Here is a 22805-nt window from a genome sequence, read left to right as displayed (position 1 = left end):
CGGAAGAACGTCACCGCTCAAGCCGAGCCGGTCTGCAAATATCTTCGCGTCGCGTGCCCGCGTTTTGGGAAACGATGTGCGGATCGGCCGAGCACAGACCGTTCGCTCAGCTTCGCCACCGGCATGTCAGGGATCCCGCCGCGGAGACTTTGCGCGATCGTCCGCGTCGCAGCCGACATCGACCAGCGAGCCACCGCGGGCCTGCGCTGGCGTCGCTGCGCCCTGACGAAATCTCGCGTCCATCGTTGCCGACACTGCATCGCATCAACACAGGCTGCGTCTGGCGTGCCGGAACCCCGACCAGTCGACCGAGTTGCAAACGCGGAGAGCGTCGAACGATGAGGACAAGATCTCCTCATCGCCCCCTCGCTCCCCTTTTGGCTGTTCTTGGAAAAGAGAGGCGACGATGAAAGCACCCCTTCTTCTTGCCGGCGCAGTGATCATCGGATCGGTCGCTCCGGCGCTTGCTGACGAATACTACATCGTGCAGGGACCGAGCCATCGCTGCACCATCACCACCACACGCCCCGCCGACCGCGAGGTCGTCACGCAGATCGGACCGATGGCGTTCACCAGCCGCGTGGAAGCCGAGGACCGCATCCGCCAGACCAAGGTCTGCGAGGACGAGGGCACGGTCGGCAGCTCCACCAGCACCACCACGGTCATCAAAGAGAAGTAGTCGGCGGCGTCATTCCTGTTGGCGTTTGCCGACAAGGTCGCGCCCATGTCCGTGGGCGCGACCTTTCTGTTTTCCACAGATCACTTCTCCATCGGAGCGACACCGCCGCTATAGGCGGTCTCGACGGCCATAAAAACCGGGGGCATCAGCTCCTTCCCGACACCGAACCGCTTCCACCCTGGTTGCGTTCCGCCGCAGCGTTGAGTACCCCAGCGCGGGATCGGATCAGGACATCATGGCCTCGCAATCGCTCAAGCTCGCCATCGGCAGCCTCGTGGTCGGAACGATCGTGCTCGGCCTGAAATATCTTGCCTATTGGATCACCGGCTCGGTCGCGCTCTACTCCGATGCCGTCGAGAGCATCGTCAACGTCGTCACCGCCGTGGTCGCGCTCGGCGCGGTGCGCATCGCCGCCAAGCCCGCGGATGCCAACCATCCGTTCGGCCACCACAAGGTCGAGTACTTCAGCGCGGTGATCGAGGGCGTCATGATCGTCGTGGCGGCGCTGCTCATCATCCATGAGGCCTACGGGAATTTCTTCAATGCGCGCGCGTTTTCGGCGCCTGCGGAAGGCCTCGCGGTGAACGCGCTGGCGAGCGCGATCAATGCGGTCTGGTGCTGGCTGTTGATCACGCGCGGCAAGCGGCTGCGATCGCCAGCGCTGGTGGCGGACGGCCGGCACCTGCTGACGGACGTCGTGTCCTCGGGCGGCGTCGTGGTCGGCCTCGGCCTCGCGGTGATGTTGCAGTTGCCGATCCTCGATCCGGCGCTGGCGGTGCTGGTCGCGGTGAACATCCTGTGGTCGGGATGGCAGGTGCTGAAGGAATCCACCAGCGGGCTGATGGATGAGGCGGTCTCCGACACCACGCTTGCGCGCATCCGCCAGATCATCAGCGCGCATGCCGACGGGGCGCTGGAGGCGCACGACGTCCGGACCCGCCATGCCGGCAAGCTGACCTTCATCGAGTTCCACCTCGTGGTGCCCGGAGAGATGTCGGTCAACCAGGCGCACGAGATCTGCGACCGGATCGAGGCGGCCTTGCGCGAGGACGACGAGCACAGCTGGATCACCATCCACGTCGAACCCGAAAACAAGGCCAAGCATTCCGGCGTGGTGGTGCTGTAAGACCGCTGCGCACCGGACGTGGTCCGTCGGCCGCACCCAGGACTCCCCCGCCCTCACGCTCGGCCCGTTGACCTTCATTCGCCGGCCAGCGATCGCCCGGCCCCGGCGACCTGCGACAGCTGTGGCGCAGCGTCGCCAGTCCTGCAACATGTTGCGGCAACGCTCATTTTTGCCCATTTTTCCGATTGACGGCAACACGAGGCGCTGAAATGGTGCCCTCGTTTTTGAGCCTGCCGGGCCGGATAGGCCGTTGCGCCATGTGCTGCGCAGCCAGAACGGGCCATGGGACGTCGCAAGACATTTGGGGGAGGATTGCGTTGCAAGCGTTGCTGAAATTGAGCCGTGGGATCGATGCGTTCACGACCTGGACCGGCAAGCGGCTGGCGTGGCTCATCCTGCTCGCCGTCATCATCTCGACGATCAACGCCATCGTCCGCAAGACGCTCGACACCTCGTCGAACTCCTGGCTCGAGCTGCAGTGGGTGCTGTTCTCAGCGGTCTTCCTGCTGTGCTCGCCGTGGACGCTGCTCGACAACGAGCACATCCGCATCGACATCGTCAACGCGATGATGCCCAAATGGCTGCGCGACACCATCGACGTCGTCGGCCACGTGCTCTTCCTGATTCCGCTCTGCGTCGTGATGATCATCACCAGCGTGCCGTTCTTCCTGCGCTCGTTCGAAATCAACGAGCAGTCCAGCAATGCCGGCGGCCTGCCGCAATGGCCGGCGAAATCCCTCATCATGATCGGCTTCGTGTTCCTGCTGGCGCAGGCCATCTCCGAGCTGATCAAGCGCATCGCCGTGATGCGCGGGCTCATCCCTGATCCCCACGCTGCGAAATCCCACGGGATCGAGGCCGAGGTCGAGCACCTCGTCGAAGCGATCGAAAAGAAGTAAGCGGCGGGCTGGGGGATACTTCAATGACAGCTTTTCTGATCGCCAACATGGCGCCGATCATGTTCGCGTCGCTGGTCGTGATGCTGCTGCTCGGCTATCCGGCAGCCTTCTCGCTCGGCGCCGTCGGCCTGTTCTACGCCCTCGTCGGCATCGAGCTCGGCGAATTCCGGCCGGACTTCCTGCAGGCGCTACCGGAACGCGTCTACGGCGTGATGAACAACGACACGCTGCTGGCGATTCCGTTCTTCACTTTCATGGGCCTGGTGCTGGAAAGATCCGGCATGGCCGAGGACCTGCTGGACACCATCGGCCAGCTGTTCGGCACCATCCGCGGCGGCCTCGCCTATGCGGTCGTGTTCGTCGGCGCGCTGCTCGCGGCCACCACTGGCGTGGTCGCCGCGTCCGTGATCTCGATGGGCCTGATCTCGCTGCCGATCATGCTGCGCTACGGCTACGACCGCCGGCTTGCCAGCGGCATCATCGCCGCCTCCGGGACCTTGGCGCAGATCATCCCGCCGTCGCTGGTCCTGATCGTGATGGCCGACCAGCTCGGCAAGTCCGTCGGCGACATGTATGAAGGCGCCTTCATCCCCGGCCTCGTGCTGTCCGCGATCTATGCGCTCTACGCCTTCCTGACCAGCATGATCTTTCCGAAATCGGCGCCCGGCCTGCCGGCCGATGCGATCGGCTTTCGCGAGGACTCGGGCGACCGCGGCCTGAAATCGCTGGGCGTGCTGTTTCTGGCGAGCTGCGTGTTCGGCTGGTTCATGATGCGCGGCTCGGAATATCACGGCGCCGACTTCGTCGTGCTGAGCATGTTCTACGGCATCGTGTTTGCCTTCGCCGTCGCAGTCGTGAACTGGGTGCTGGAGCGCACCACCGGATACCGCTTCCTGTCCCGCATGGCGCAGCAGACCACCTTCGTGATGGTGCCGCCGCTGTTCCTGATCTTCCTGGTGCTCGGCACGATCTTCATCGGGCTCGCGACGCCGACCGAAGGCGGCGCGATGGGTGCAGCCGGCGCGATCATCCTCGGCGCGATCAAGCGGCGGCTCAGCTTCGACCTGGTCCGCCAGGCCGTCGAGTCCACCGCAAAACTGTCGGCCTTCGTGGTCTTCATCCTGGTCGGTGCGCGCGTGTTCTCGCTGACCTTCTACGGCGTCAACGGCCATGTCTGGGTCGAGCACCTCTTGACCTCCCTACCCGGCGGCCAGATCGGCTTCCTGATCTTCGTCAACGCCTTCGTGTTCGTGCTGGCGTTCTTCCTCGACTTCTTCGAGCTGGCCTTCATCATCATTCCGCTGCTGGGGCCCGCGGCCGAAAAGCTCGGCATCGACCTGATCTGGTTCGGCGTCATCCTCGGCGTCAACATGCAGACCTCGTTCATGCATCCGCCGTTCGGCTTCGCGCTGTTCTATCTGCGCTCGGTGGCGCCGAAGGAGTCCTATCTCGACCGCGTCACCGGCAAGCGGATGGAGCCGGTGACGACCGGCCAGATCTACTGGGGCGCCGTGCCGTTCGTCGTGATTCAGTTGGTCATGGTGATGCTGGTGATCCTGTTCCCCTCGATGGTCATGCACTACAAGGGCGCGGCCTCGACCGTCGATCCGAACTCGATCAAGATCGAGATTCCGCAGATCGATGCGCCGCCGCTCGACTTCGGCCCGCCGCAGATCGATGTCGGACCGCCGAAGCAGTGATAGCCGCGGCGCGCAATCGCTCCGCCCACGAAAAACCCCGGCGCAACGCGCCGGGGTTTTGTTTTGTCGCTGCCTCCTGACGCGATACGACGCCGGCCTCAGCTCTGCGAGTTGCGCGCCATGAAGGCGTCGTAGCCGATCTCGGCGACCTGGAACCAGGAGTAGCCATTGCCGGCGAAGGCCGTCAGCGACTCATAGGTCTTCTTGAAGTCGGGGTTGGTGGCCGCGACCTCGCTGTGCAGCTCGCGCGCCGCCTTCAGGCAGGCCTGCATGATCTCCGGCGAGAACGCATGCAGCTTGGCACCGGCGGCGAGCAGCCGGCGCAGCGCCGCCGGATTACTCTGGTCGTACTTCGCCATCATCCAGTTGTTGGCATAGTGGCCGGCATGCTCGAGGACCTTCTGATAGTGCTTGGGCAGCGCATTCCAGCGATCCTGGTTGACGAAGGAGAGCAGCATCGGTCCGCCCTCCCACCAGCCCGGATAGTAGTAGTGGGGCGCGACCTTGACGAAGCCGAGCTTCTCGTCGTCGTAGGGTCCGACCCACTCGGCCGCATCGATCGTGCCCTTCTCCAGCGCTGGATAGATGTCGCCGCCGGCGATCTGCTGCGGCACCGCGCCGAGCTTCTGCAACACGCGGCCGGCAAAGCCACCGATGCGGAATTTCAGCCCCTTGAGATCGTTGACGCCGGTGAGCTCCTTGCGGAACCAGCCGCCCATCTGGCAACCGGTGTTGCCGGCAAGCAGCGAGACGACATTGTACTTCGCGTAGAACTCGTTGAGGATCTCACGTCCTCCGCCGAGCATGTACCAGGCCTGGTTGAGGCGCATGTTCGGCCCGAACGGGACCGACGAGCCGAAGGTGAACGTCGGGTCCTTGCCGAAATAGTAGTACGACGCGGTGTGGCCGATTTCGACGGTGCCGTTCTGCACGGCGTCGAGAACCTGCAGGCCGGGGACGATTTCGCCGGCCGCGAACGGCTGGATCTGGAATTTGTTGTCGGTGGCCTCGCCGACCACCTTGGCCATGATCTCGGCGCCGCCATACAAGGTGTCGAGCGATTTCGGCCAGCTCGTCGGCATGCGCCATTTCAGCTCCGGCATCGATTGCGCGATGGCCGGCGCCGCGATCGCGGCCGCGCCAGCGGCGCCAAGCCCAGTCACCTTGATGAAGTCTCTCCGCTTCATAGTTCTTCCCTCCCTGGGGGTCATTGTGTTCGTTTCCTGAGCAGCCTTCTTTGTGAGGCTTCAGTTCCAGTGTGGATCAAAGTGCGTCGGAGTGCCATTGCGAAACGTTGCCGCAACGCAAAAGCCCGGCCTCTCACGAGGCCGGGCTCAAGTCGATCCGCCGATTGAAGCTACGATCAGCCGCGGGTACGCGAGCGGATCATGAAGCTGTCATAGGTGTACTCGGCGACCTGCCACCACAGATACTCGTCCGAGCGGTAGGCCTGCATCGCGTCGATGACCTTCTTGAAGTCGGCGTTCTTGGCCGAGATCTCGCCCCACAGCTCGTTGGTCGCCTTGAGACAGGCTTCGAGCACCTCGTTGGTGAACGGACGCAGCTGCGTGCCCCCGGCGACCAGGCGCTTCAGCGCCGCCGGGTTCACCTGGTCGTAGCGCGCGGCCATCCAGGTATTGGCGTTGACCGTCGCGTTGGCGAGGATCGACTGATAGTGCTTCGGCAGCTCGTTATACTTGTCGAGGTTGGCGAATGCGTGGACGGTCGGACCGCCTTCCCAGAAGCCCGGATAGTAGTAGTACTTGGCAACCTTCTGGAAGCCGAGCTTCTCGTCGTCATACGGACCGACCCACTCGGCCGCGTCGATGGTGCCCTTCTCCAGTGACGGGTAGATGTCGCCACCCGCGAGCTGCTGCGGCACGACGCCGAGCTTCTGCAGCACCTGGCCGGCGATGCCGCCGATGCGGAACTTCAGGCCCGAGAGGTCGGCGACGGTCTTGATCTCCTTGCGGAACCAGCCGCCCATCTGGGTGCCGGTATTGCCGCAGGGGAAGCCGATCACGTTGGCCGACTTCTTGAAGAACTCGTTGGCGAGCTCGTTGCCGCCGCCCTGATACAGCCAGGAGTTCTGCTGCCGGGCGTTGAGGCCGAACGGCACCGACGCGAAGATCGCGAAGGTCGGGTCCTTGCCGACGTAATAATACGACACCGTATGGCACATCTCGACGGTGTTCTTGGAAGTCGCGTCGAGCGCCTGCAGACCCGGAACCAGCTCACCGGCCTGGAAGACCTGGATCTGGAACTTGTTGTCGGTCATCTCGGCGACCTGCTTCGCCAGGTACTCGGCGCCGCCATAGATCGTGTCGAGCGACTTCGGGAAGCTCGAGGTCAACCGCCACTTGATTTCCGGCATCGACTGCGCGATCGCCGGCGAGGCCACCGCAGCCGTCGCCGCGGCACCGGCGGCCGAAACCTTCAGAAAATCACGACGCTTCATATTAAGGCATCTCCTTGTTGGGGGCGTTTCCCGTTGAAAAAGCATTTATCCGCCGATGCGATTGGCCGCACACGGTCGAAGGCGATCCGGGCCGGGCTTTAGCACGGAACCGGTTAAGCGAAAACGCGACGTTGGAATGACAAACGGTCCAATAGTCGCACGCGCTTCGCTGCAGTGCATCAAGCAGCGGCGATGGCGTCCTTGAGCTGATCCCGCACCGACGCGGCGATGGTCCTGTAGATCGCGGCATGCGGACCCTTCGGCTCGCTCTCGACCACCGGGTTGCCGGCGTCCGACGTCGAGCGGATGTCCATGTGCAGCGGGATTTCGCCGAGGAACGGCACGCCGAGCCGCTCGGCCTCGTGGCGCGCGCCGCCATGACCGAAGATGTCGGACCGGGTGCCGCATTGCGGGCACTGGAAGTAGCTCATGTTCTCGATGATGCCGAGCACGGGCACGTTGACCTTGCGGAACATCGCAAGCCCGCGGCGGGCGTCGATCAGCGACAGGTCCTGCGGCGTCGACACGATCACCGCGCCCTTCAGCGGCACGTTCTGCGCCAGCGTCAGCTGGGCATCGCCGGTGCCCGGCGGCATGTCGACGACGAGCACGTCGAGCGTGCCCCACGCGACGTCGCGCAGCATCTGGTTGATCGCCGACATCACCATCGGGCCGCGCCAGATCATCGGGCTGTCCTCGTCGACGAGAAATCCGATGGACATGATCGACAGGCCGAAGCGCGACAGCGGAATCATCTTCTTGTCGTCGGTGAGCTTGGGCTTTTCCTGCAGCCCGGTCAGCCGCGGCACCGACGGGCCGTAGATGTCGGCGTCGAGCAGCCCGACCTTGAGGCCGAGATCGCGCAAGCCCAGCGCGAGATTGATCGCGGTGGTCGACTTGCCGACACCGCCCTTGCCCGAGGCCACGGCGATGACGGCCGCGATACCCGGAATCGCGGCCTGCCGGGACATCGGCGAGTCCGCCGGATGCTGGTGCGGACGATGCGCCGAGACCGGCTGCACCCCGCCTTGCCGCGGCGGCGGGGCGGCAGCGCCCGCCTTGCGCTCGGCGGTCAGCGCGATCATCGCCATGGTCACGCCGGGAATGGCGCGCACGGCGGCTTCGGCTTGCGCCCGGGTGTCTTCCCAGGCGCGAGCCTCGCTGGCCTCGACATTGATCGAGAAGAACACCTTGCCGTCATTGGCCGTGATCGGCGACAGCACGCCGGCGTCCGGCAGCGCCACGCCACGTGGCGAGCGGACCCGCTTGAGTGCCTCGATAACCTGCTGCTGCGTCACGCTCACGGCGCGTCTCCTGAAATAGCTCAGAACGCGCCACATCGTCGCGCCCTATCCTGTTGGCCGGACATGATCTTCCGTCGTCTGCGACGGCACCGCTCCGGCCCTGCGTTGCGCCGCTTCATAAAGCCGACCGGCTCAAAACGCCACCATGGTTCCGATGTCGGAGGCGGTCTCCACCGGCGCATCCTCAGCCCGCTCTTTCGCTGCCTCGTAATTGAGCTCGATCATCACGCCGTTGGGGTCGCGCACGAAGATCTGCCACAGCTCCCCGCCCGGCACCTGCCGCGCTTCGAACGGCATGCCCTTCTCCGCGAGCCGGGCCTTCATGCCGGCGAAGCCGCGGCTGACGAAGGCGACATGGTGGACGACGCCGGAGTCCGGCTTTTGTGCCTCGGAGGTCGGCGAGATGTCGACCAGATGCACCACCGGGCGGCCCTCGCTGTACATCCAGGCGCCGGGAAAGGCGAAGTCCGGACGGGCGCCGTTCTCGAGCCCGAGCACGTCTTCATAGAAGCGCACGGTCTCGGCGAGGTTGCGGGTCCGGATGTTGAAATGATCGAGCACGCCGACGCTGACGCCCATGCGAGACACTCCCTGGCTGGTTCGTTGGTTGACTGGATTTCGTTGCCGGATGGCGGCTTTGCAAGCCGTCATGATGATGCCTCTTTAGCACGCGGCGGCGCTTTCGCATCCGTCACGAAGCCGTTGCCCCCGCCTCGCAAGCCGGTATGGTGCGGCGTCCAGCACCGCCGCGACCCGCGCCGGATGCTGATGTGTTCCTTTCAAGAACAGCCCGGCCCTCTCAAGGCCGCCGGCAGAACCCCAAGGTCAAGGTAGCTCATATGGCTAAAGTCGCTTTCATCGGTCTCGGCGTCATGGGTTTTCCCATGGCAGGACACCTCGTGAAGAAGGGCGGTCACGAGGTCACGGTCTACAACCGCACCGCGGCCAAGGCGAAGGAATGGGCCGACAAGTTCGGCGGCAAGGCAGCACCGACGCCGAAGCAGGCCGCCGAAGGCCAGGAGTTCGTGATGTGCTGCGTCGGCAATGATAACGACCTGCGCTCGGTCACGATCGGCCCGGACGGCGCCTTCGCCGGCATGGCCAAGGGCGCGACCTTCGTCGACCACACCACCGCCTCGGCTGAAGTGGCACGTGAGCTCGACGCCGCAGCCACCAAGGCCGGCTTCAAATTCATCGATGCGCCGGTGTCCGGCGGCCAGGCCGGCGCCGAGAACGGCGTGCTGACCGTCATGTGCGGCGGCACCGCGGACGCCTATGCCGGCGCCGAACCGGTGATCGCGGCCTATGCCCGGATGTGCAAGCTGCTGGGACCGGCCGGCAGCGGCCAGCTGACCAAGATGGTCAACCAGATCTGCATCGCCGGTCTCGTGCAGGGCCTGTCCGAGGGCATCCATTTCGCGAAGAAGTCCGGCCTCGACGTCCCCGCCGTGATCGAGACCATCTCCAAGGGCGCCGCACAGTCGTGGCAGATGGAGAACCGCTACAAGACCATGAACGATGGCAAGTATGACTTTGGTTTTGCGGTGGAATGGATGCGCAAGGACCTGTCGATCTGCCTCAGCGAGGCGCGCCGCAACGGCGCCCATCTGCCGGTCACCGCGCTGGTCGACCAGTTCTATTCCGAGGTCGAGAAGCTCGGCGGCAAGCGCTGGGATACGTCGAGCCTGCTGGCCCGGCTGGAGAAATAGTCCCGGGACTTGTCGACACCATCAAGCGGCCGCCCTCGGTTCGACGGGCGGCCGTTTTGCATTGGGCCCGGTATGCGAGCCGGACCCGCCCCGTCGTCGACGCCAAATGCTCTGAATGGCATCGGAACGCTCCATTGCGCCCCCTGCGACTCGCTGATACCCGTTGCAATCGCTAATCGTTCGCATGTGTTACCAGATCGAGACACCCTCAGCCGGAATCGCCTATATGTAATGTTATAACATTACATATTCGCAAGCTTCAGCTAACCCTCGTCCGGGCATCGTGAACGTTACAGGGGCGCAGGCGCCGGCTCAGTCCGGACCTGCGGTGGGGATCAGAATGAGCGTGCGGACGATCTGGGGGTCGATATCGTTGGCGGGGCTTGTGGCCGGCTGGTCAGCCGGCCCGATGGCTCACGCGCAGCAAACGGCAAGCCCCGCCGTGACATCGGCGGCCAACACGTTGCTTCCGGATGTGACGGTCGACGCACCCCGGCAGCGGCCAGTGTCCGACCGGGCGCGATCGCCTGGCCGAGCGGCGGACCGGACCACCCGTCCCGTCCAGCAACGCGGGACCGCGCCAGCGCAGGCAGCGCCATCCGTTCCCTCACAGGCCACCAACGCGACCGCGACCCCGCTCAACGGCAACGCCATCCCGGCAGCCGGCAGCCGGCTCGGCCTGGCCGCGCGCGAGGTGCCGGCGACGGTCGAGGTGATCGGCGCCGAGACGCTGCGCGAGCAGGGCTACTACACGACCGTCGACGCGGTGAAAGGCGCCACCGGCGTCAGCGCCGGCGATGCGCCGAACGACGTCGGCTTTGCGATGCGCGGCTTCCAGGGCAACCAGGTCAACGTCCTCTATAACGGCATCAACATCGGGCCGACCGGATTCACCGCGCTGACGATGGAGACCTTCAACCTCGACCGCGTCGAGTTTCTCAAGGGCCCCTCCTCGCTGATCTCAGGCCAGGGGGCGGTCGGCGGCACCATCAATTTCGTCACCAAGACCCCGCACAGCGGCCCGGTCGAGAGCGAGGCCTTCGTCGGCTTCGACCAGCGCGGCACATTCCGCAGCGGCTTCGGCTCCGGCGGCAGCACGACCGTCAAGGGCCTGGACTATCGTTTCGACATCAGCCGGACCAAGGAGGTCGGCTTCATCGACGACACCGAGTTCAAGAATGTCCATGTCTCCGGCCAGCTCGACTACCGGCTGTCCGAGAGCTTCAAGACCTTCTTTGCCGCCGAGTTCAAGGACTACAAGGCCAAGCCCTATGAGGGCACGCCGCTGGTGCCGGTGGCCTATAGCGGCGCGAACGCAACCAGCGGCATCGTCTCGGGCTCCAAGATCTCCGCCTACAACGGCAGCGATCTCGGCGCCGTCACGATCGACGGCCGCACGCTGTCGACCAACTACAACGTGGTCGACGGCCACAAGACCATCAAGGAATCCTGGGTCCGCAGCGGCTTCGAATGGGACCTGAACAACGCAGTCACGCTGCGGAGCCAGATCTACAACTACAACGCCAGCCGCGACTGGTACAATAACGAGGTCTCGGCCTTCAACGCGAACACCAATCTGGTCGATCGCGAGCGCTTCTTCGTCCATCACAACCACAACATGGTCGGCAACATCACCGACGTGATATGGAACGGCAGCATCTTCGGTCTCGCCAACCGGCTCGTCACCTCGGTCGAGAGCTCGCATACCGACTTCACGCGACCCGGCGCAGCCAATTTTCCCGGCGATTCAGTCCCGCTGATCGGCTTCGATCGCGGCACCTATGGTGAGCTGAGGACACAGCTTCAGACCGCCACGATCGACAGCGTCGCGCTCAATCTCGAAGACCACTTGAGGCTGACCAACAGCTTCGCGCTGGTCGGAGGGCTGCGCTACAACCCGTTCACGCTCGACCGCAACTGGATCCGCAATGGCGCCGAGCGGCCCGGCTTCCCCTATTCCAAGAGCTGGCAGCCGGTCACGGGACGCATCGGCTATACCTGGGAGGCGCTGCCGGGCACGATGTTCTACAGCCAATATGCGACGGCAACCGACATCTCGGCCGACAGCATCTTCATCCTCACTCCGACGCAGAACCTGACGCTGTCGGATTCGCGCAGCTACGAGACCGGCGTCAAGCAGCTCGCATGGAACGGCCGCGCGGAATGGACCTTCTCGGCCTTCGACATCGAGCGCAACAACGTCTACAGCGCCCAGGCCGGCCAGCAGCTCAACCTTGCCGGCAAGGTCAAATCGCAAGGCATCGAGCTGTCGGCTGCGGTGCGGCCGACGCCGGAGAGCAGGCTCTGGGGCAATTTCGCCTATGTCCGCGCCCGCTATGCCGATTATGATCTCGCCGGCGGCGGCTCGTTCTCGGGCAACACGCCGCCCAACATCCCCGCCGTCATCGTCAATGGCGGCGGCTCCTACCGCTTCCTCAATCCCGGCTGGTGGCCGGTCGAGCTCGGTTTCTCCGTCCGCCACGTGGGCGACCGCTGGAGCACCGATGCCAACACGGTGAAACTGCTCGCCTACACCACGGCCGACCTGTTCGCCTTCATCGACCTGCCGAAGGTGCCGCTGTTCGCCACCGCGACCAGCACGCGGCTCGCCTTCCGGGTCCGCAACGTCACCGACCGGCGCTACGCGGCCTGGAGCGATCCGTTCTATCCCGACCAGATCTTCCTCGGCGCGCCCCGCACCTACGAGGTCGAAGCCTCGTTCAAGTTCTGATGGCCGCATGATCCGGGCGCTGATCCTCACGCACCGCTGGCTGAGCATCCCGCTCGGTCCGCTGCTCGTGCTGTGGTTCGCGACTGGGATCGTGATGCACTACGTGCCATTCCCGGCGCAGACCGAGAGCGAGCGCTTCGCCGCGCTGCCCGTGCTCGACGTCGCCATGTCGCTGCACGGTCCCGCGGAGGCCCTCGCCAAGGCTGGAATCGACCATCCAGACCGCATCCGCCTGGTGCAGCGCATGGATGGCCCGGTCTATGTCATCTCGACCGCCGGCCGCAGCACGGCCATTCATGCCGACACGCTGGCCACAGCCGAGGTGAGCGCCCCCGACATCGCCCTGTCGATCGCACGCGCGGCAGCGCAGCGGCGCGGGCTCGAAGCCGACGGCGCCGCCGTTGCAGCTCTGGACGACTACGACCAATGGACGGTACCGAACCGGTTCGACGTGCATCGTCCGTTGCACCGGATCGCGCTCAACGATCCCGGCGGCACCGAGCTCTATGTCTCCTCGCGCACCGGCGAGGTCGTGCTCGACACGACTCGGTTCGAACGCGCCTGGAACTACGTCGGCAGCGTCGTTCATTGGATCTATCCGACCATCCTGCGCAAGGACTGGGCGGCCTGGAACGCTGCCGTGTGGTGGCTGTCGCTCGCGGCGGTCGTCGCCGCCGTGAGCGGCGCCCTGCTCGGCCCGATGCGGCTGAGATATCATGAGGCGCGGCTGTGCTCGCGCTACCGCGGCTGGCACCTGTGGCATCATTGGGCCGGCCTGATCTGCATGCAGTTCGTGCTGACGTGGATGGTCAGCGGCTGGCTGTCGATGGACCATGGCAGGCTGTTTGCGACCGGCCGTCTGACGCCGTCCGAGCAAGCCATTCTCGTCGGCGCGCCGGATTGGACCGACGCGACCGCGGGCGCGCTCGCGGCGGTGCATGGCGGGGTCCGCGAGATCGAGTGGTTCGCCTTCGGCGGCCGCCTCTATCAGCGCATCCGGCGCGCGCCGAGTCAGCAGCAGATTTCGCTGCTGGACGGCGCATCGGCACGCATCGTCGGCCGCTTCCTGCAGCCGGCCGACGTCAATGCCGCGGCGTCCCGCCTGCGCGGCGACTGCGCGCGCTCGTCCGAAGTCGAGCCGGGCGACGACTATCCGTTTGTTTCCGATGTGCCGGGCGCGCCGGTCCATCGCGTGATCTGCGGCGACACCTGGTATCAGGTCGACGCCGCCTCCGGCGCAGTGCTCGAGAAGCTCGACCCATCCCGGCGCGCCTATCGGTGGCTCTATCAGGCGCTGCACACGCTCGACTTTCCGGCCCTGCTTGCGCAGGCGGCGCTGCGCACGTTTCTCATCGTCGGCCTCTGCGCGATCGGCCTCGTCTTCAGCATCACCGGCGTGGTGATCGGCTGGCGCCGCCTGCGCATGCAGCTCCGCTGAGCCTCGCCACAATGGTTAATTTAACGCGCGGTTAACGCAAATTTTTCGTTGTCTATAATCCGTCTTAAGGATTTGGGCCCAGTTATAGACAATGCAGAAAGCAGCCCGTACCTCGCGGGCAGGATTTGTGTTGTTTGATGAGTAAACCCGCTGAAAAGCCTGAGGTCGTCGAGCTTCCGGCAGATCCGCCGGCGCTTGCACCAGCAAGCCAGCGCCGGGCCGCGCAGCAGCGGGTGCGCGAGGCGCGCGACCGGTTAACGTCGACATCGGGAACGCGTCCGGCCTTCGACCGCGAGCTGCTGCGCCAATACGCGCAGACCCGCATCTCCGCCTCCTACATCGTCGTGCTGCTGGTGGTGGCAACCGGCCTGATGCTCAGCGTGTGGCTGCATACGATCGCGGCCGGCGCCTGGACGCTCGGCGTGCTCTGCATTCATGCGGCGATCGTGCGCAACTGCTCGAACTTCCTCGCCGACCAGCCGTCGCTGGCGGCGACGCGGCGCTGGCGCACGCGCTTCGTGCTGCTCGACCTGCTCTACGGCGTGTGCTGGATGGCGATCCTGATCCATCCGGCGCTCGCGGCGGTGTCGGGCACGCTGATGATGTTCCTGATGCTGCTGGTGATCGCGGTCTCCAGCATGCTCGCCGCCAACCTGCCGATCGCAGCCGTCGCCGTCACCGCGCCGGTGACGGTCGCGATCACGCTGAGCCTCGCGCTGTCGGGCACGTTCGACAACTACCTGCTCGCCGGGTTCGCCGTCGCGGCCGAAGGCTATTTCGTGCTGCTCGCCCATCAGCTGCACGCGACGACGCTCGCCACGCTCGAAGCACGCGCCGAGAAGGACGCCCTGATCGGCGAGCTCGAGCAGGCGAAGGCGATCTCCGACGAGGCGCGCTACCGTGCGGAGGCCGCCAACGTCGCGAAGTCGCGATTCCTCGCGCAGATGAGCCACGAGCTGCGAACGCCGCTGAACGCCATCCTCGGCTTTTCCGAGGTGATGAAGAGCGAGATCTTCGGCGTGCATGCGGTGCCGGTCTACAAGGAATATTCGGCCGACATCCACAATTCGGGCGTCCACCTGCTCAACCTCATCAACGAGATCCTCGATCTCTCGCGCATCGAGGCCGGCCGCTACGAGCTGAACGAGGAAGCCGTGGCGCTGGTGCACGTGATCGCCGACTGCCACCATTTGCTGAAGCTGCGCGCCACGAGCCGCGGCATCACCATCCACGAAGTGTTCGAGCAGAAGATGCCGCGGCTGTGGGCCGACGAGCGCGCGATCCGCCAGGTGGTGCTCAACCTGCTCTCCAACGCCATCAAGTTCACGCCGCAGGGCGGCGAAATCTGGCTGAAGGCCGGCTGGACGGCCTCGGGCGGACAATATCTCAGCGTCAAGGATACCGGCTCGGGCATTCCCGAGAACGAGATTCCGATCGTGCTCGCCTCGTTCGGCCAGGGCTCCAACTCGATCAAGTCGGCCGAACAGGGTGCGGGATTAGGCCTGCCGATCGCCAAGAACCTGATCGAAATGCATGGCGGCACGTTCACGCTGAAATCGAAGGTCCGCATCGGCACCGAGGTGATCGTCACCTTCCCGCCGGAGCGGGTGATGTCGGCGCTCGCTCCGCTGTCGGACGAGGCGCCGCCGTTGCAGCCGGAGCACGCGATCACCCCCGCTCAGGAGAAGCGCCGGGTGCGCAAGCCGATCATGAATGCCGGAACGGGACTGTGAGATGATTGCACTTGCACGACAGTGGCAGAACCTTTCAAACTCGCGCCATGAGCCAGGATACGCCCTGCATCGCCGTCTGCATGATCGACCCGAAGACGAAGCTCTGCTTCGGCTGCGGACGCACGCTGCCGGAGATCGCCCGCTGGGGCCGCATGTCGCCCGACGAGCGGCTGGCGCTGATGGACGGGCTGCCGTCCCGCATGCACGACGCCGGCCTGCCCGCGCTGGCGCGCCGCCGCGACTGAGCGCCTCCGTGCCAACGGGAGGCGCGGCATGAACAAGGTCGCGCTCGTTTTCATCACCATGGTGCTCACCGCGGGCGCCGTGATCGTCTACAAGGATCCCGAGCAGGCGGCGCTCGCGAGCGACACCGTGTCGGAGGTTCTGCGCAGCCGCGCGCTCAGAGCCAAGGCGAGCCCTCCGACCAACGCGGTCGAGATCGAGCGCACCAGAGGCGGCGAGTTCGCGCTGCGCGCCAAGATCAACGGCGTCACCGCGCCGATGGTGGTCGACACCGGCGCCACATCGGTGGTTCTGACCTACGAGACCGCCAAGGCCGCGGGCCTGCCGCTCGAACTGCTCGCCTACGACGTCGACGTCGAAACTGCCGGTGGCCATACCAAGGCGGCGCGGCTGACGTTGGACCGGCTCGCGATCGGCAAACTGGTGGAGCGCTCGGTGCCGGCGCTGGTGGTGCCGCACGGCCAGATGAAGACCAACCTGCTCGGCATGAGCTTCCTCGACCGGCTGGAGCGCTGGGAAGTGCGCTCCGACCGGCTGATGCTGCACGGCTTTCCCGACCGCAGCTGAGGAGCTGGGCCTCGTCGCAGCCAGCAGAGAGATCGCGCGCCAGGCCGTCGCCGAACTGCCGCTGGCCTGAGCCGCTCAGGCCAGCGCAGCAACCGCTGGGCGCTCCTCGACCATCGCGACCGCCTCGCGCAGTACCTCGATGCCGGCGTCTGGCTTGACGCCACGCTCGGCGAGATGGCGGCGGAATGCGCGTGCGCCGGGCACCGCGTGATAGGCGCCGACGAGATGCCGCGTGATCGCGTGCAGCCGCGCGCCCTGCCCGAGCTGGCGCACGATGTAGGGCTCGAGCGCCGCCAACGCATCCTTCATGGTCCGATGCGGCACGACCTCGCCGAACAGGACGGGATCGACATCGAGCAGCCGCCACGGCTCCTGATAGGCCGCTCGCCCAAGCATCACGCCATCGACATGCGCGAGATGACCTTGCGCAGCTTCGATGCTGCCGATGCCGCCATTGATGATGACGGGCACGTGCGGCAGCCTCGCCTTCAACCGGTACACCCTGTCGTAGTCGAGCGGCGGAACGTCACGGTTCTCCTTTGGCGACAAGCCGTTCAGCCACGCCTTGCGCGCGTGCACGATCAACGCGTCGGCGCCGCTATCGACGACCGCGTCCGCCAGCGCATCGAGCGCGACCTCCGGATCCTGATCGTCGATGCCGATGCGGCACTTCACGGTGACGGGAATGCGAACGGCGTGCTTCATCGCGGCGACGCAGGCGGCCACGAGCGCGGGCTCGGCCATCAAACAGGCGCCGAAGCGGCCGTCCTTCACCCGGTCCGACGGACAGCCGACATTGAGGTTGATCTCATCGTAGCCGAAATCCTCGCCGATCCTGGCCGACGTCGCCAGATCTGACGGATCGGAGCCGCCGAGCTGCAGCGCCACCGGATGCTCGCTGGCATCGAAGCCGAGCAGCCGCTGCCGGTCGCCATGAATGACGGCGCCGGTCGTGACCATCTCGGTATAGAGCAACGCCCGGCGCGACAGCAGCCGATGGAACACCCGGCAGTGCCGATCGGTCCAGTCCATCATAGGGGCGACGGAGAAACGCCAAGCGTTTGATTTTGCAATTTTATTTGAGATATCAGTCATTCAGAAGTCGCGCCGGAAGCATCCCATCAGCGTCCATTTACGCCGATTTCCGCTGATTTCGACCCATTTTTGGTCTCCCGGTAAAACAATGTTGTACCGGAGATCGATCAGGCAGCCGTCGATTGGTGCCGCTGCGGGAGATCCATTGCCGCCCAGCAGAGCGTGGATCTCGCCGGAACGAATCCGCAGGTTGGCGCCGCGCAGGACGTGGGTGCACCGAAGCTCTTTTCGATGTCCTGGGCCTCGAGCTCGCGACTGGCATCTCGGTCCTCACGTTTTCAGCCGACCCGGGGGGTCAGAGAAAGCCGATCGACAGCCACGGCACGAAGGCAACCAGCAGCAGGCCGAGCACGAGCGCGCCGAGATAGGGCCAGATGCGGGTCAGTCCGGCGTTGGGATGGATCTGTCCGATCGAGCACGCCGCGTAGTACCCAAGGCCGAAGGGCGGCGCGAACAGGCCGATGCCCATCGCGAGGATGATCACCATCGCGTAGTGCACCTCGTGCACGCCGAGCAGCTTGGCCGCCGGAAACAGCAGCGGGCCGAACAGCACCATGGCCGGCAGGCCTTCGAGGATGCTGCCGAGCAGGATGAACACGGCGATCGAGATCAGCAGGAAGCCGTATTTGCCACCGGGCACCGAAACCATCATCGCCGCGAGCGCATGCGAGAAGTTCGACTGCGTCAGCGCCCAGGCCATCGCGGTGGCCGCACCGATGATGAACAGGATCGCCCCCGACAAAGCGGCAGTATGCACCAGCGCCGGATAGAGCCTGCGCCAGTCGAAGCGGCGATAGACGAGCAGTCCGACCAGGATCGTGTAGGCGATGCCGACGGTCGAGACTTCGGTCGCGGTGGCGACGCCCTCGGTGACCGCGGTGCGGATCAGCACCGGCAGCAGCAGTGCCGGCAGCGCCGTGATGAGCGCCGAGCGAATGGTGGCCCAGGTCGGCCGCGGTCGGATCACGCCCTCCGGCTCGACCATGCGGCGCTTGGCGACCACCGCCAGCGCGGCGGCCAGCACCAGGCCGGGCAGGATGCCGCCGGTGAACAAGGCCGAAATCGAGACGCCGGCGACGGAGCCGATAATGATCAGCACGATCGAGGGCGGAATGGTCTCGGCCATCGCGCCCGAGGCTGCGAGCAGCGACACCAGCTCGCCGTCATGAATGCCGCGGCGCTTCATGTCCGGAAACAGCACCGGCGCGACCGCCGCCATGTCGGCCGTCTTGGCGCCGGAAATGCCCGAGACCAGCAGGATCGCGCCGAGCAGCACGTAGGACAGGCCGCCTCTGACATGGCCAACCAGCGACACCAGGAAGCCGACCATCGCTGCCGCCATGCCGGTCATGACGATGAGATGGCCGAGCAGAATGAACAAGGGAATCGCGAGCAAAACGAGGGATGAGACGCCCTCGTCAATGCGGCTGGTGACGACTTCGAGCGGCGCCGAGGTGACCGTGAGGAGATAAGCCACCGTGGCGAGCCCGAAGCAGAATGCGATCGGGACGCCGGCGAGCACGGCCGCGCCGAGCAGGATCGCGAAGAAGACGATCAGATTCCAGTTGCCGAGCGCCTTGAGCGCCGGCGCCGCGCCCCACAACACGAGCGCCGTGGCCGCCAGGATCACCAGCGTGATCGCGATGTCGCGCGAGCCGTGGCGCGCCATGCGCAGCAGGGCGGTGGCCAGCATGAGGCCGATGCCGACCGGCACCGCGCCGGCCCGCACGCTGTCGGGCAGGCCGAGCGCCGGCGTCTCCGCGAACGCCTGTCCGCTCGCATAGTCGATCGCAGGATGCAGCAGGATCGCCAGGAACAGCGCCGGCGCCATCAGCGCCGCGCTCTCCAGCACCGCGCGGGTGCGCGGTGCGACGCGGTCGATCAGCGCGGTCATCCGCATGTGCTCGCCGCGGCTGAGCGCGAGCACGGCGCCCAGCATCGCGAGCCAGAGAAAGGTGATCGACGCGAGCTCGTCAGCCCAGGTCAGCGGCCGGTTGAAGGCGAAGCGCGCCGTCACACCGGTGAAGAGGATTCCGACTTCCGCGACCAGCGCGACGATCGCGGGAATCTCGATCAGCTTCGTCAGCGCCCGCTCGAGGCTTTCGACGACGCCGTGCTTCGTGGAGGCTGCCAGAGACGCGTCGACCGAGTTCATCCGAGCTCTCCCACATTCGACTGCAGGATCTTCCAGGCCTCCTCTCCGAACTTGCCGCGCCAGTCCTTGTAGAAGCTGCTCTTGCCGAGCGCGCCACGGAATGCCTCCTTGTCGACATCCACGAAGGTGAAGCCCTTGGCGGCGAGATCGGCGCGCAGGCTCTGGCTGAGCGCGGCAATGTCGGATCGCTCGTCATCCGCCGACTTGTTGAATTCCTTCGTGACCAGCGTCTGCAGGTCGGACGGCAGTTTGCCGAAGGCAGCGCGGTTGCCAAGAATCCAGTAGGCATCCCAGACGTGGCTGGTCAGCGAGCAGTATTTCTGGACCTCGTAGAGCTTGGCGGTGGCGATGATCGGCAGCGGGTTCTCCTGGCCCTCGACCACCTTGGTCTGCAGCGACGTATAGACCTCATTGAAGTTGATCGGTGTCGGACCGGCACCGAGCGCCTGAAACAGGCTGGTCAGGATCGGCGCCGCCGGCACGCGGATCTTGAAGCTCTTGAGATCGTCCGGCGTCTTGATCTCGCGGGTCGAGGACGTGACCTGGCGAAATCCGTTGTCCCAGGGCTTGGAGAGCGCGATGACGCCGGTCTTCTCGATGTCCTTGCGGATGTGATCACCAAGGCTGCCGTCCATCGCCTTCCAGACCTGGTCGTAGGACGTGAAGGCGAAGCCGGTGTTGACGATGCCGGCGAGCGGCACGCGGGTGGCAAGCACGGAGCTCGCGATGTTGATCGCATCGACGGCGCCGACGCGGACCTGCGAGATCAGATCGGTGTCGGAGCCGAGCTGGTTGGCCGGGTAGAGATTGATATCGAGCCGGCCGCCGCTCGCCTCCTTGATGCGATCGGCCGCCTGCTGCGCCCGCTTGTTGACCGGATGCGACGGATCCTGTCCGGTCGCGAGCTTCATCGTGAACTCCGCTGCCTTGGCGAATCGCCCGGTGAACGGCAGCACCGCAGCCCCCACCATTGCTCCTGCCATGAATCGCCGACGCGTCGTTGCCTTGCGCATTCCCGTCCCTCCAGTATGAAATTGTTGTTATGGTCCGGCGCGTCCGCGCGCCGGCGGGTCATGTCAGCGGCTGGTCCGCTATTTGAGCCAGCCCTTGACCTGCTTGACGACTTCCGACAACGAAATGCCGTAGCGATCGTGCAAGGTCGGCAGCGCGCCGGCGTCGAGGAATTCGTCGGGCAAGCCGATCTGCCGGAACGGTACGTGCACGCCTGCGCGCATCAGCACCCCGGCGACCGCCTCCCCCAGTCCGCCGATCACCGTATGGTTCTCGGCGACGACGACGAGACGGCCGGAGCGGCCGGATTCGCGCACGATGGTCTCGGCATCGAGCGGCTTGATCGTCGGCACGTGCAGCACGCCGACGTCGACGCGATCATCGGACAGCGCCTTGGCGGCCTCGAGCGCGCGCATCGTCATCAGCCCGGACGAGATCATCAGCACGTCCCGGCCGTCGCGCAGCAGCTTGGCCTTGCCGAGCTCGAATGTGTAGTCGTACTCGTCGAGCACCAGCGGCACCTGACCGCGCAGCAGCCGCATGTAGACCGGGCCTTGATGGGCGGCCATCGCCGGCACGACCTGCTCGATCTCATGCGCATCGCAGGGGTCGATCACCGTCAAGTTCGGCATCGCGCGCATCAGCGCGAGATCCTCGGCCGCCTGGTGGCTCGGGCCGTAGCCGGAGGTCAGGCCGGGCAGCGCGCAGGCGATCTTCACGTTGCGATCTTCCTCGGCGATGGTCTGGTGGATGAAGTCGTAGGCGCGGCGCGAGGCGAACACGGCATAGGTCGTGGTGAACGGCATGAAGCCTTCGGCCGCCATGCCGGATGCGGCGCCGAATAGCAGCTGCTCGGCCATGCCCATCTGGTAGGTGCGCTCGGGGAATTCCTTCGCGAAGATGTGCAGGTCGGTATACTTGCCGAGATCGGCGGTCATGCCGACCACCTCCGGCCGGCTGCGCGCCAGCGCGACCAGCGCGTGGCCGAACGGCGCCGGCCTGGTGCGCTGGCCCTCGGAAGCGATCGAGGCGATCATCGCCGAGGTCGTCAGGCGCGGCTTGCTCAGATCCGGTGCGGGTCTCGTCGATTTCATCACGGCCTCCCAGCGTCGAGTGCGGCAATCGCGAGCTGCCACTCGTGCGGCTCGACGCGAATGAAGTGGTTCTTCTCGCGCTGTTCGAGGAAGGGCACGCCCTTGCCCATCAGCGTGTCCGCCACGATCATACGCGGCTTCGGCGCCGCGTGGGTCTTGGCGGCATCGAAGGCGGCGACCACGGCGTCGAGGTCGTTGCCGTCGACGCGCTGCACGAACCAGCCGAACGCTTCCAGCCGATCCACCAAAGGCTCGAAGCCCATGACCTGGGTCGAAGGGCCGTCGGCCTGCTGATTGTTGACGTCGACGATGCCGATGAGGTTGTCGAGCTTGTGGTGGCTGGCGGACGAGATCGCCTCCCACACCGAGCCCTCGTCGAGCTCGCCGTCGGAGAACAGCGTGTAGACGCGCGAGCTCGACGTCTTGCGCTTCAGTCCGAGTCCCATGCCGACGGCGATGCTGAGGCCGAGGCCGAGCGAGCCGCCCGACATCTCCATGCCCGGCGTGTAGGACGCCATGCCGGACATCGGCAACCGGCTGTCGTCGCTGCCATAGGTTTCCAGCTCGGCCTCGGGAACGATGCCGGCCTCGATCAGCGCGGCGTACAGGGCGATCGCATAGTGTCCGTTCGACAGCAGGAAACGGTCGCGCTCCTCCCAGTTGGGATCCTCGGGCCGGTAGCGCATGGCGTGGAAGTAGGCGACTGCCAGCACGTCGGAGATGTCGAGAGCCTGGGCGATGTAGCCCTGCCCTTGCACCTCGCCCATGCGAAGCGCGTTGCGCCGGATGTCGTAGGCGCGCTGCGCCAATGTCGGCGCGTTGGCGAGCCGGCTGGTTGCGGTGTCCATCTCTTGAGACCTTGG

19 protein-coding genes are annotated in these 22805 nt (G+C 65.6%); 10 read left to right on the top strand and 9 right to left on the bottom strand.

What is annotated here, in order from left to right; translation table 11 throughout:
* Nucleotides 1-406 precede the first annotated feature (406 nt).
* From ACQR10_RS16360 to ACQR10_RS16345, 4 genes are all read left to right on the top strand, one after another.
* Nucleotides 407-679 carry a hypothetical protein gene (locus tag ACQR10_RS16360; protein ID WP_316180645.1) on the top strand — a complete coding sequence of 91 codons (273 nt, stop codon included), beginning with the start codon at nt 407-409 and terminating at the stop codon, nt 677-679.
* 235 nt (nt 680-914) lie between these two features.
* On the top strand, nt 915-1805 hold the full coding sequence (locus ACQR10_RS16355) for a cation diffusion facilitator family transporter (protein WP_315803064.1): 891 nt from the start codon (nt 915-917) through the stop codon (nt 1803-1805).
* 317 nt (nt 1806-2122) lie between these two features.
* Nucleotides 2123-2704 (top strand): TRAP transporter small permease subunit, encoded by a 582-nt coding sequence (locus tag ACQR10_RS16350; protein ID WP_315803063.1) that lies wholly within the window; start codon nt 2123-2125, stop codon nt 2702-2704.
* Between the two features lie 23 nt (nt 2705-2727).
* Nucleotides 2728-4404, top strand: coding sequence for a TRAP transporter large permease (locus tag ACQR10_RS16345; protein WP_315803062.1), 1677 nt, complete (start codon nt 2728-2730; stop codon nt 4402-4404).
* 98 nt (nt 4405-4502) lie between these two features.
* On the opposite strand, the gene ACQR10_RS16340 is transcribed toward ACQR10_RS16345, so the two are convergent.
* The 4 genes from ACQR10_RS16340 to ACQR10_RS16325 all read right to left on the bottom strand — a co-directional run bounded on the left by ACQR10_RS16340 (nt 4503) and on the right by ACQR10_RS16325 (nt 8745).
* Nucleotides 4503-5591, bottom strand: coding sequence for a TRAP transporter substrate-binding protein (locus ACQR10_RS16340; protein ID WP_316216213.1), 1089 nt, complete (start codon nt 5589-5591; stop codon nt 4503-4505).
* A gap of 176 nt (nt 5592-5767) precedes the next feature.
* Nucleotides 5768-6862, bottom strand: a complete 1095-nt coding sequence (locus ACQR10_RS16335; RefSeq protein ID WP_315803060.1) for a TRAP transporter substrate-binding protein — start codon at nt 6860-6862, stop codon at nt 5768-5770.
* 179 nt (nt 6863-7041) lie between these two features.
* Nucleotides 7042-8166 carry an Mrp/NBP35 family ATP-binding protein gene (locus tag ACQR10_RS16330; RefSeq protein WP_316180639.1) on the bottom strand — a complete coding sequence of 375 codons (1125 nt, stop codon included), beginning with the start codon at nt 8164-8166 and terminating at the stop codon, nt 7042-7044.
* A gap of 132 nt (nt 8167-8298) precedes the next feature.
* On the bottom strand, nt 8299-8745 hold the full coding sequence (locus ACQR10_RS16325) for a VOC family protein (protein WP_315803058.1): 447 nt from the start codon (nt 8743-8745) through the stop codon (nt 8299-8301).
* Nucleotides 8746-9005: 260 nt separating this feature from the next.
* Here ACQR10_RS16325 and ACQR10_RS16320 point away from each other — a divergent pair, with 260 nt between their 5' ends.
* The 6 genes from ACQR10_RS16320 (at nt 9006) to ACQR10_RS16295 (ending at nt 16587) form a co-directional block, all read left to right on the top strand.
* On the top strand, nt 9006-9875 hold the full coding sequence (locus ACQR10_RS16320) for an NAD(P)-dependent oxidoreductase (protein WP_316216211.1): 870 nt from the start codon (nt 9006-9008) through the stop codon (nt 9873-9875).
* A gap of 340 nt (nt 9876-10215) precedes the next feature.
* Nucleotides 10216-12606: a TonB-dependent receptor gene (locus ACQR10_RS16315; protein WP_316216210.1), complete on the top strand. Its 2391-nt coding sequence runs from the start codon at nt 10216-10218 to the stop codon at nt 12604-12606.
* Nucleotides 12607-12613: 7 nt separating this feature from the next.
* Entirely contained in the window at nt 12614-14044 is a 1431-nt protein-coding gene (locus ACQR10_RS16310; protein ID WP_316216209.1) for a PepSY domain-containing protein, read from the top strand.
* Between the two features lie 137 nt (nt 14045-14181).
* Nucleotides 14182-15777, top strand: a complete 1596-nt coding sequence (locus tag ACQR10_RS16305) for a sensor histidine kinase (RefSeq protein ID WP_316216208.1) — start codon at nt 14182-14184, stop codon at nt 15775-15777.
* A gap of 47 nt (nt 15778-15824) precedes the next feature.
* Nucleotides 15825-16022: a DUF1289 domain-containing protein gene (locus tag ACQR10_RS16300; protein WP_316216207.1), complete on the top strand. Its 198-nt coding sequence runs from the start codon at nt 15825-15827 to the stop codon at nt 16020-16022.
* A 28-nt stretch (nt 16023-16050) separates the two neighbouring features.
* On the top strand, nt 16051-16587 hold the full coding sequence (locus ACQR10_RS16295) for a TIGR02281 family clan AA aspartic protease (protein ID WP_316216206.1): 537 nt from the start codon (nt 16051-16053) through the stop codon (nt 16585-16587).
* A gap of 75 nt (nt 16588-16662) precedes the next feature.
* On the opposite strand, the gene dusA is transcribed toward ACQR10_RS16295, so the two are convergent.
* From dusA to ACQR10_RS16270, 5 genes are all read right to left on the bottom strand, one after another.
* Entirely contained in the window at nt 16663-17682 is a 1020-nt protein-coding gene (gene dusA, locus ACQR10_RS16290; protein ID WP_316216205.1) for a tRNA dihydrouridine(20/20a) synthase DusA, read from the bottom strand.
* A gap of 295 nt (nt 17683-17977) precedes the next feature.
* The gene (locus ACQR10_RS16285) at nt 17978-19837 is read right to left on the bottom strand and encodes a TRAP transporter large permease (protein WP_316216204.1); all 1860 of its coding nucleotides are present in this window, start codon (nt 19835-19837) and stop codon (nt 17978-17980) included.
* Nucleotides 19834-20808, bottom strand: coding sequence for a TRAP transporter substrate-binding protein (locus ACQR10_RS16280; RefSeq protein ID WP_434838960.1), 975 nt, complete (start codon nt 20806-20808; stop codon nt 19834-19836). The genes ACQR10_RS16285 and ACQR10_RS16280 overlap by 4 nt, the downstream gene beginning before the upstream one ends.
* 120 nt (nt 20809-20928) lie before the next feature.
* The gene (locus tag ACQR10_RS16275; protein WP_434838959.1) at nt 20929-21942 is read right to left on the bottom strand and encodes a transketolase family protein; all 1014 of its coding nucleotides are present in this window, start codon (nt 21940-21942) and stop codon (nt 20929-20931) included.
* Nucleotides 21942-22790: a transketolase gene (locus ACQR10_RS16270; protein ID WP_316216201.1), complete on the bottom strand. Its 849-nt coding sequence runs from the start codon at nt 22788-22790 to the stop codon at nt 21942-21944. The genes ACQR10_RS16275 and ACQR10_RS16270 overlap by 1 nt, the downstream gene beginning before the upstream one ends.
* Nucleotides 22791-22805: the final 15 nt, after the last annotated feature.

This window comes from Bradyrhizobium sp. HKCCYLRH2060 (assembly GCF_051168135.1).
Taxonomy (GTDB): Bacteria; Pseudomonadota; Alphaproteobacteria; order Rhizobiales; family Xanthobacteraceae; genus Bradyrhizobium.
Note: the sequence above shows the minus strand (reverse complement) of the source record. Positions and strands in the feature narration are given on the sequence as shown.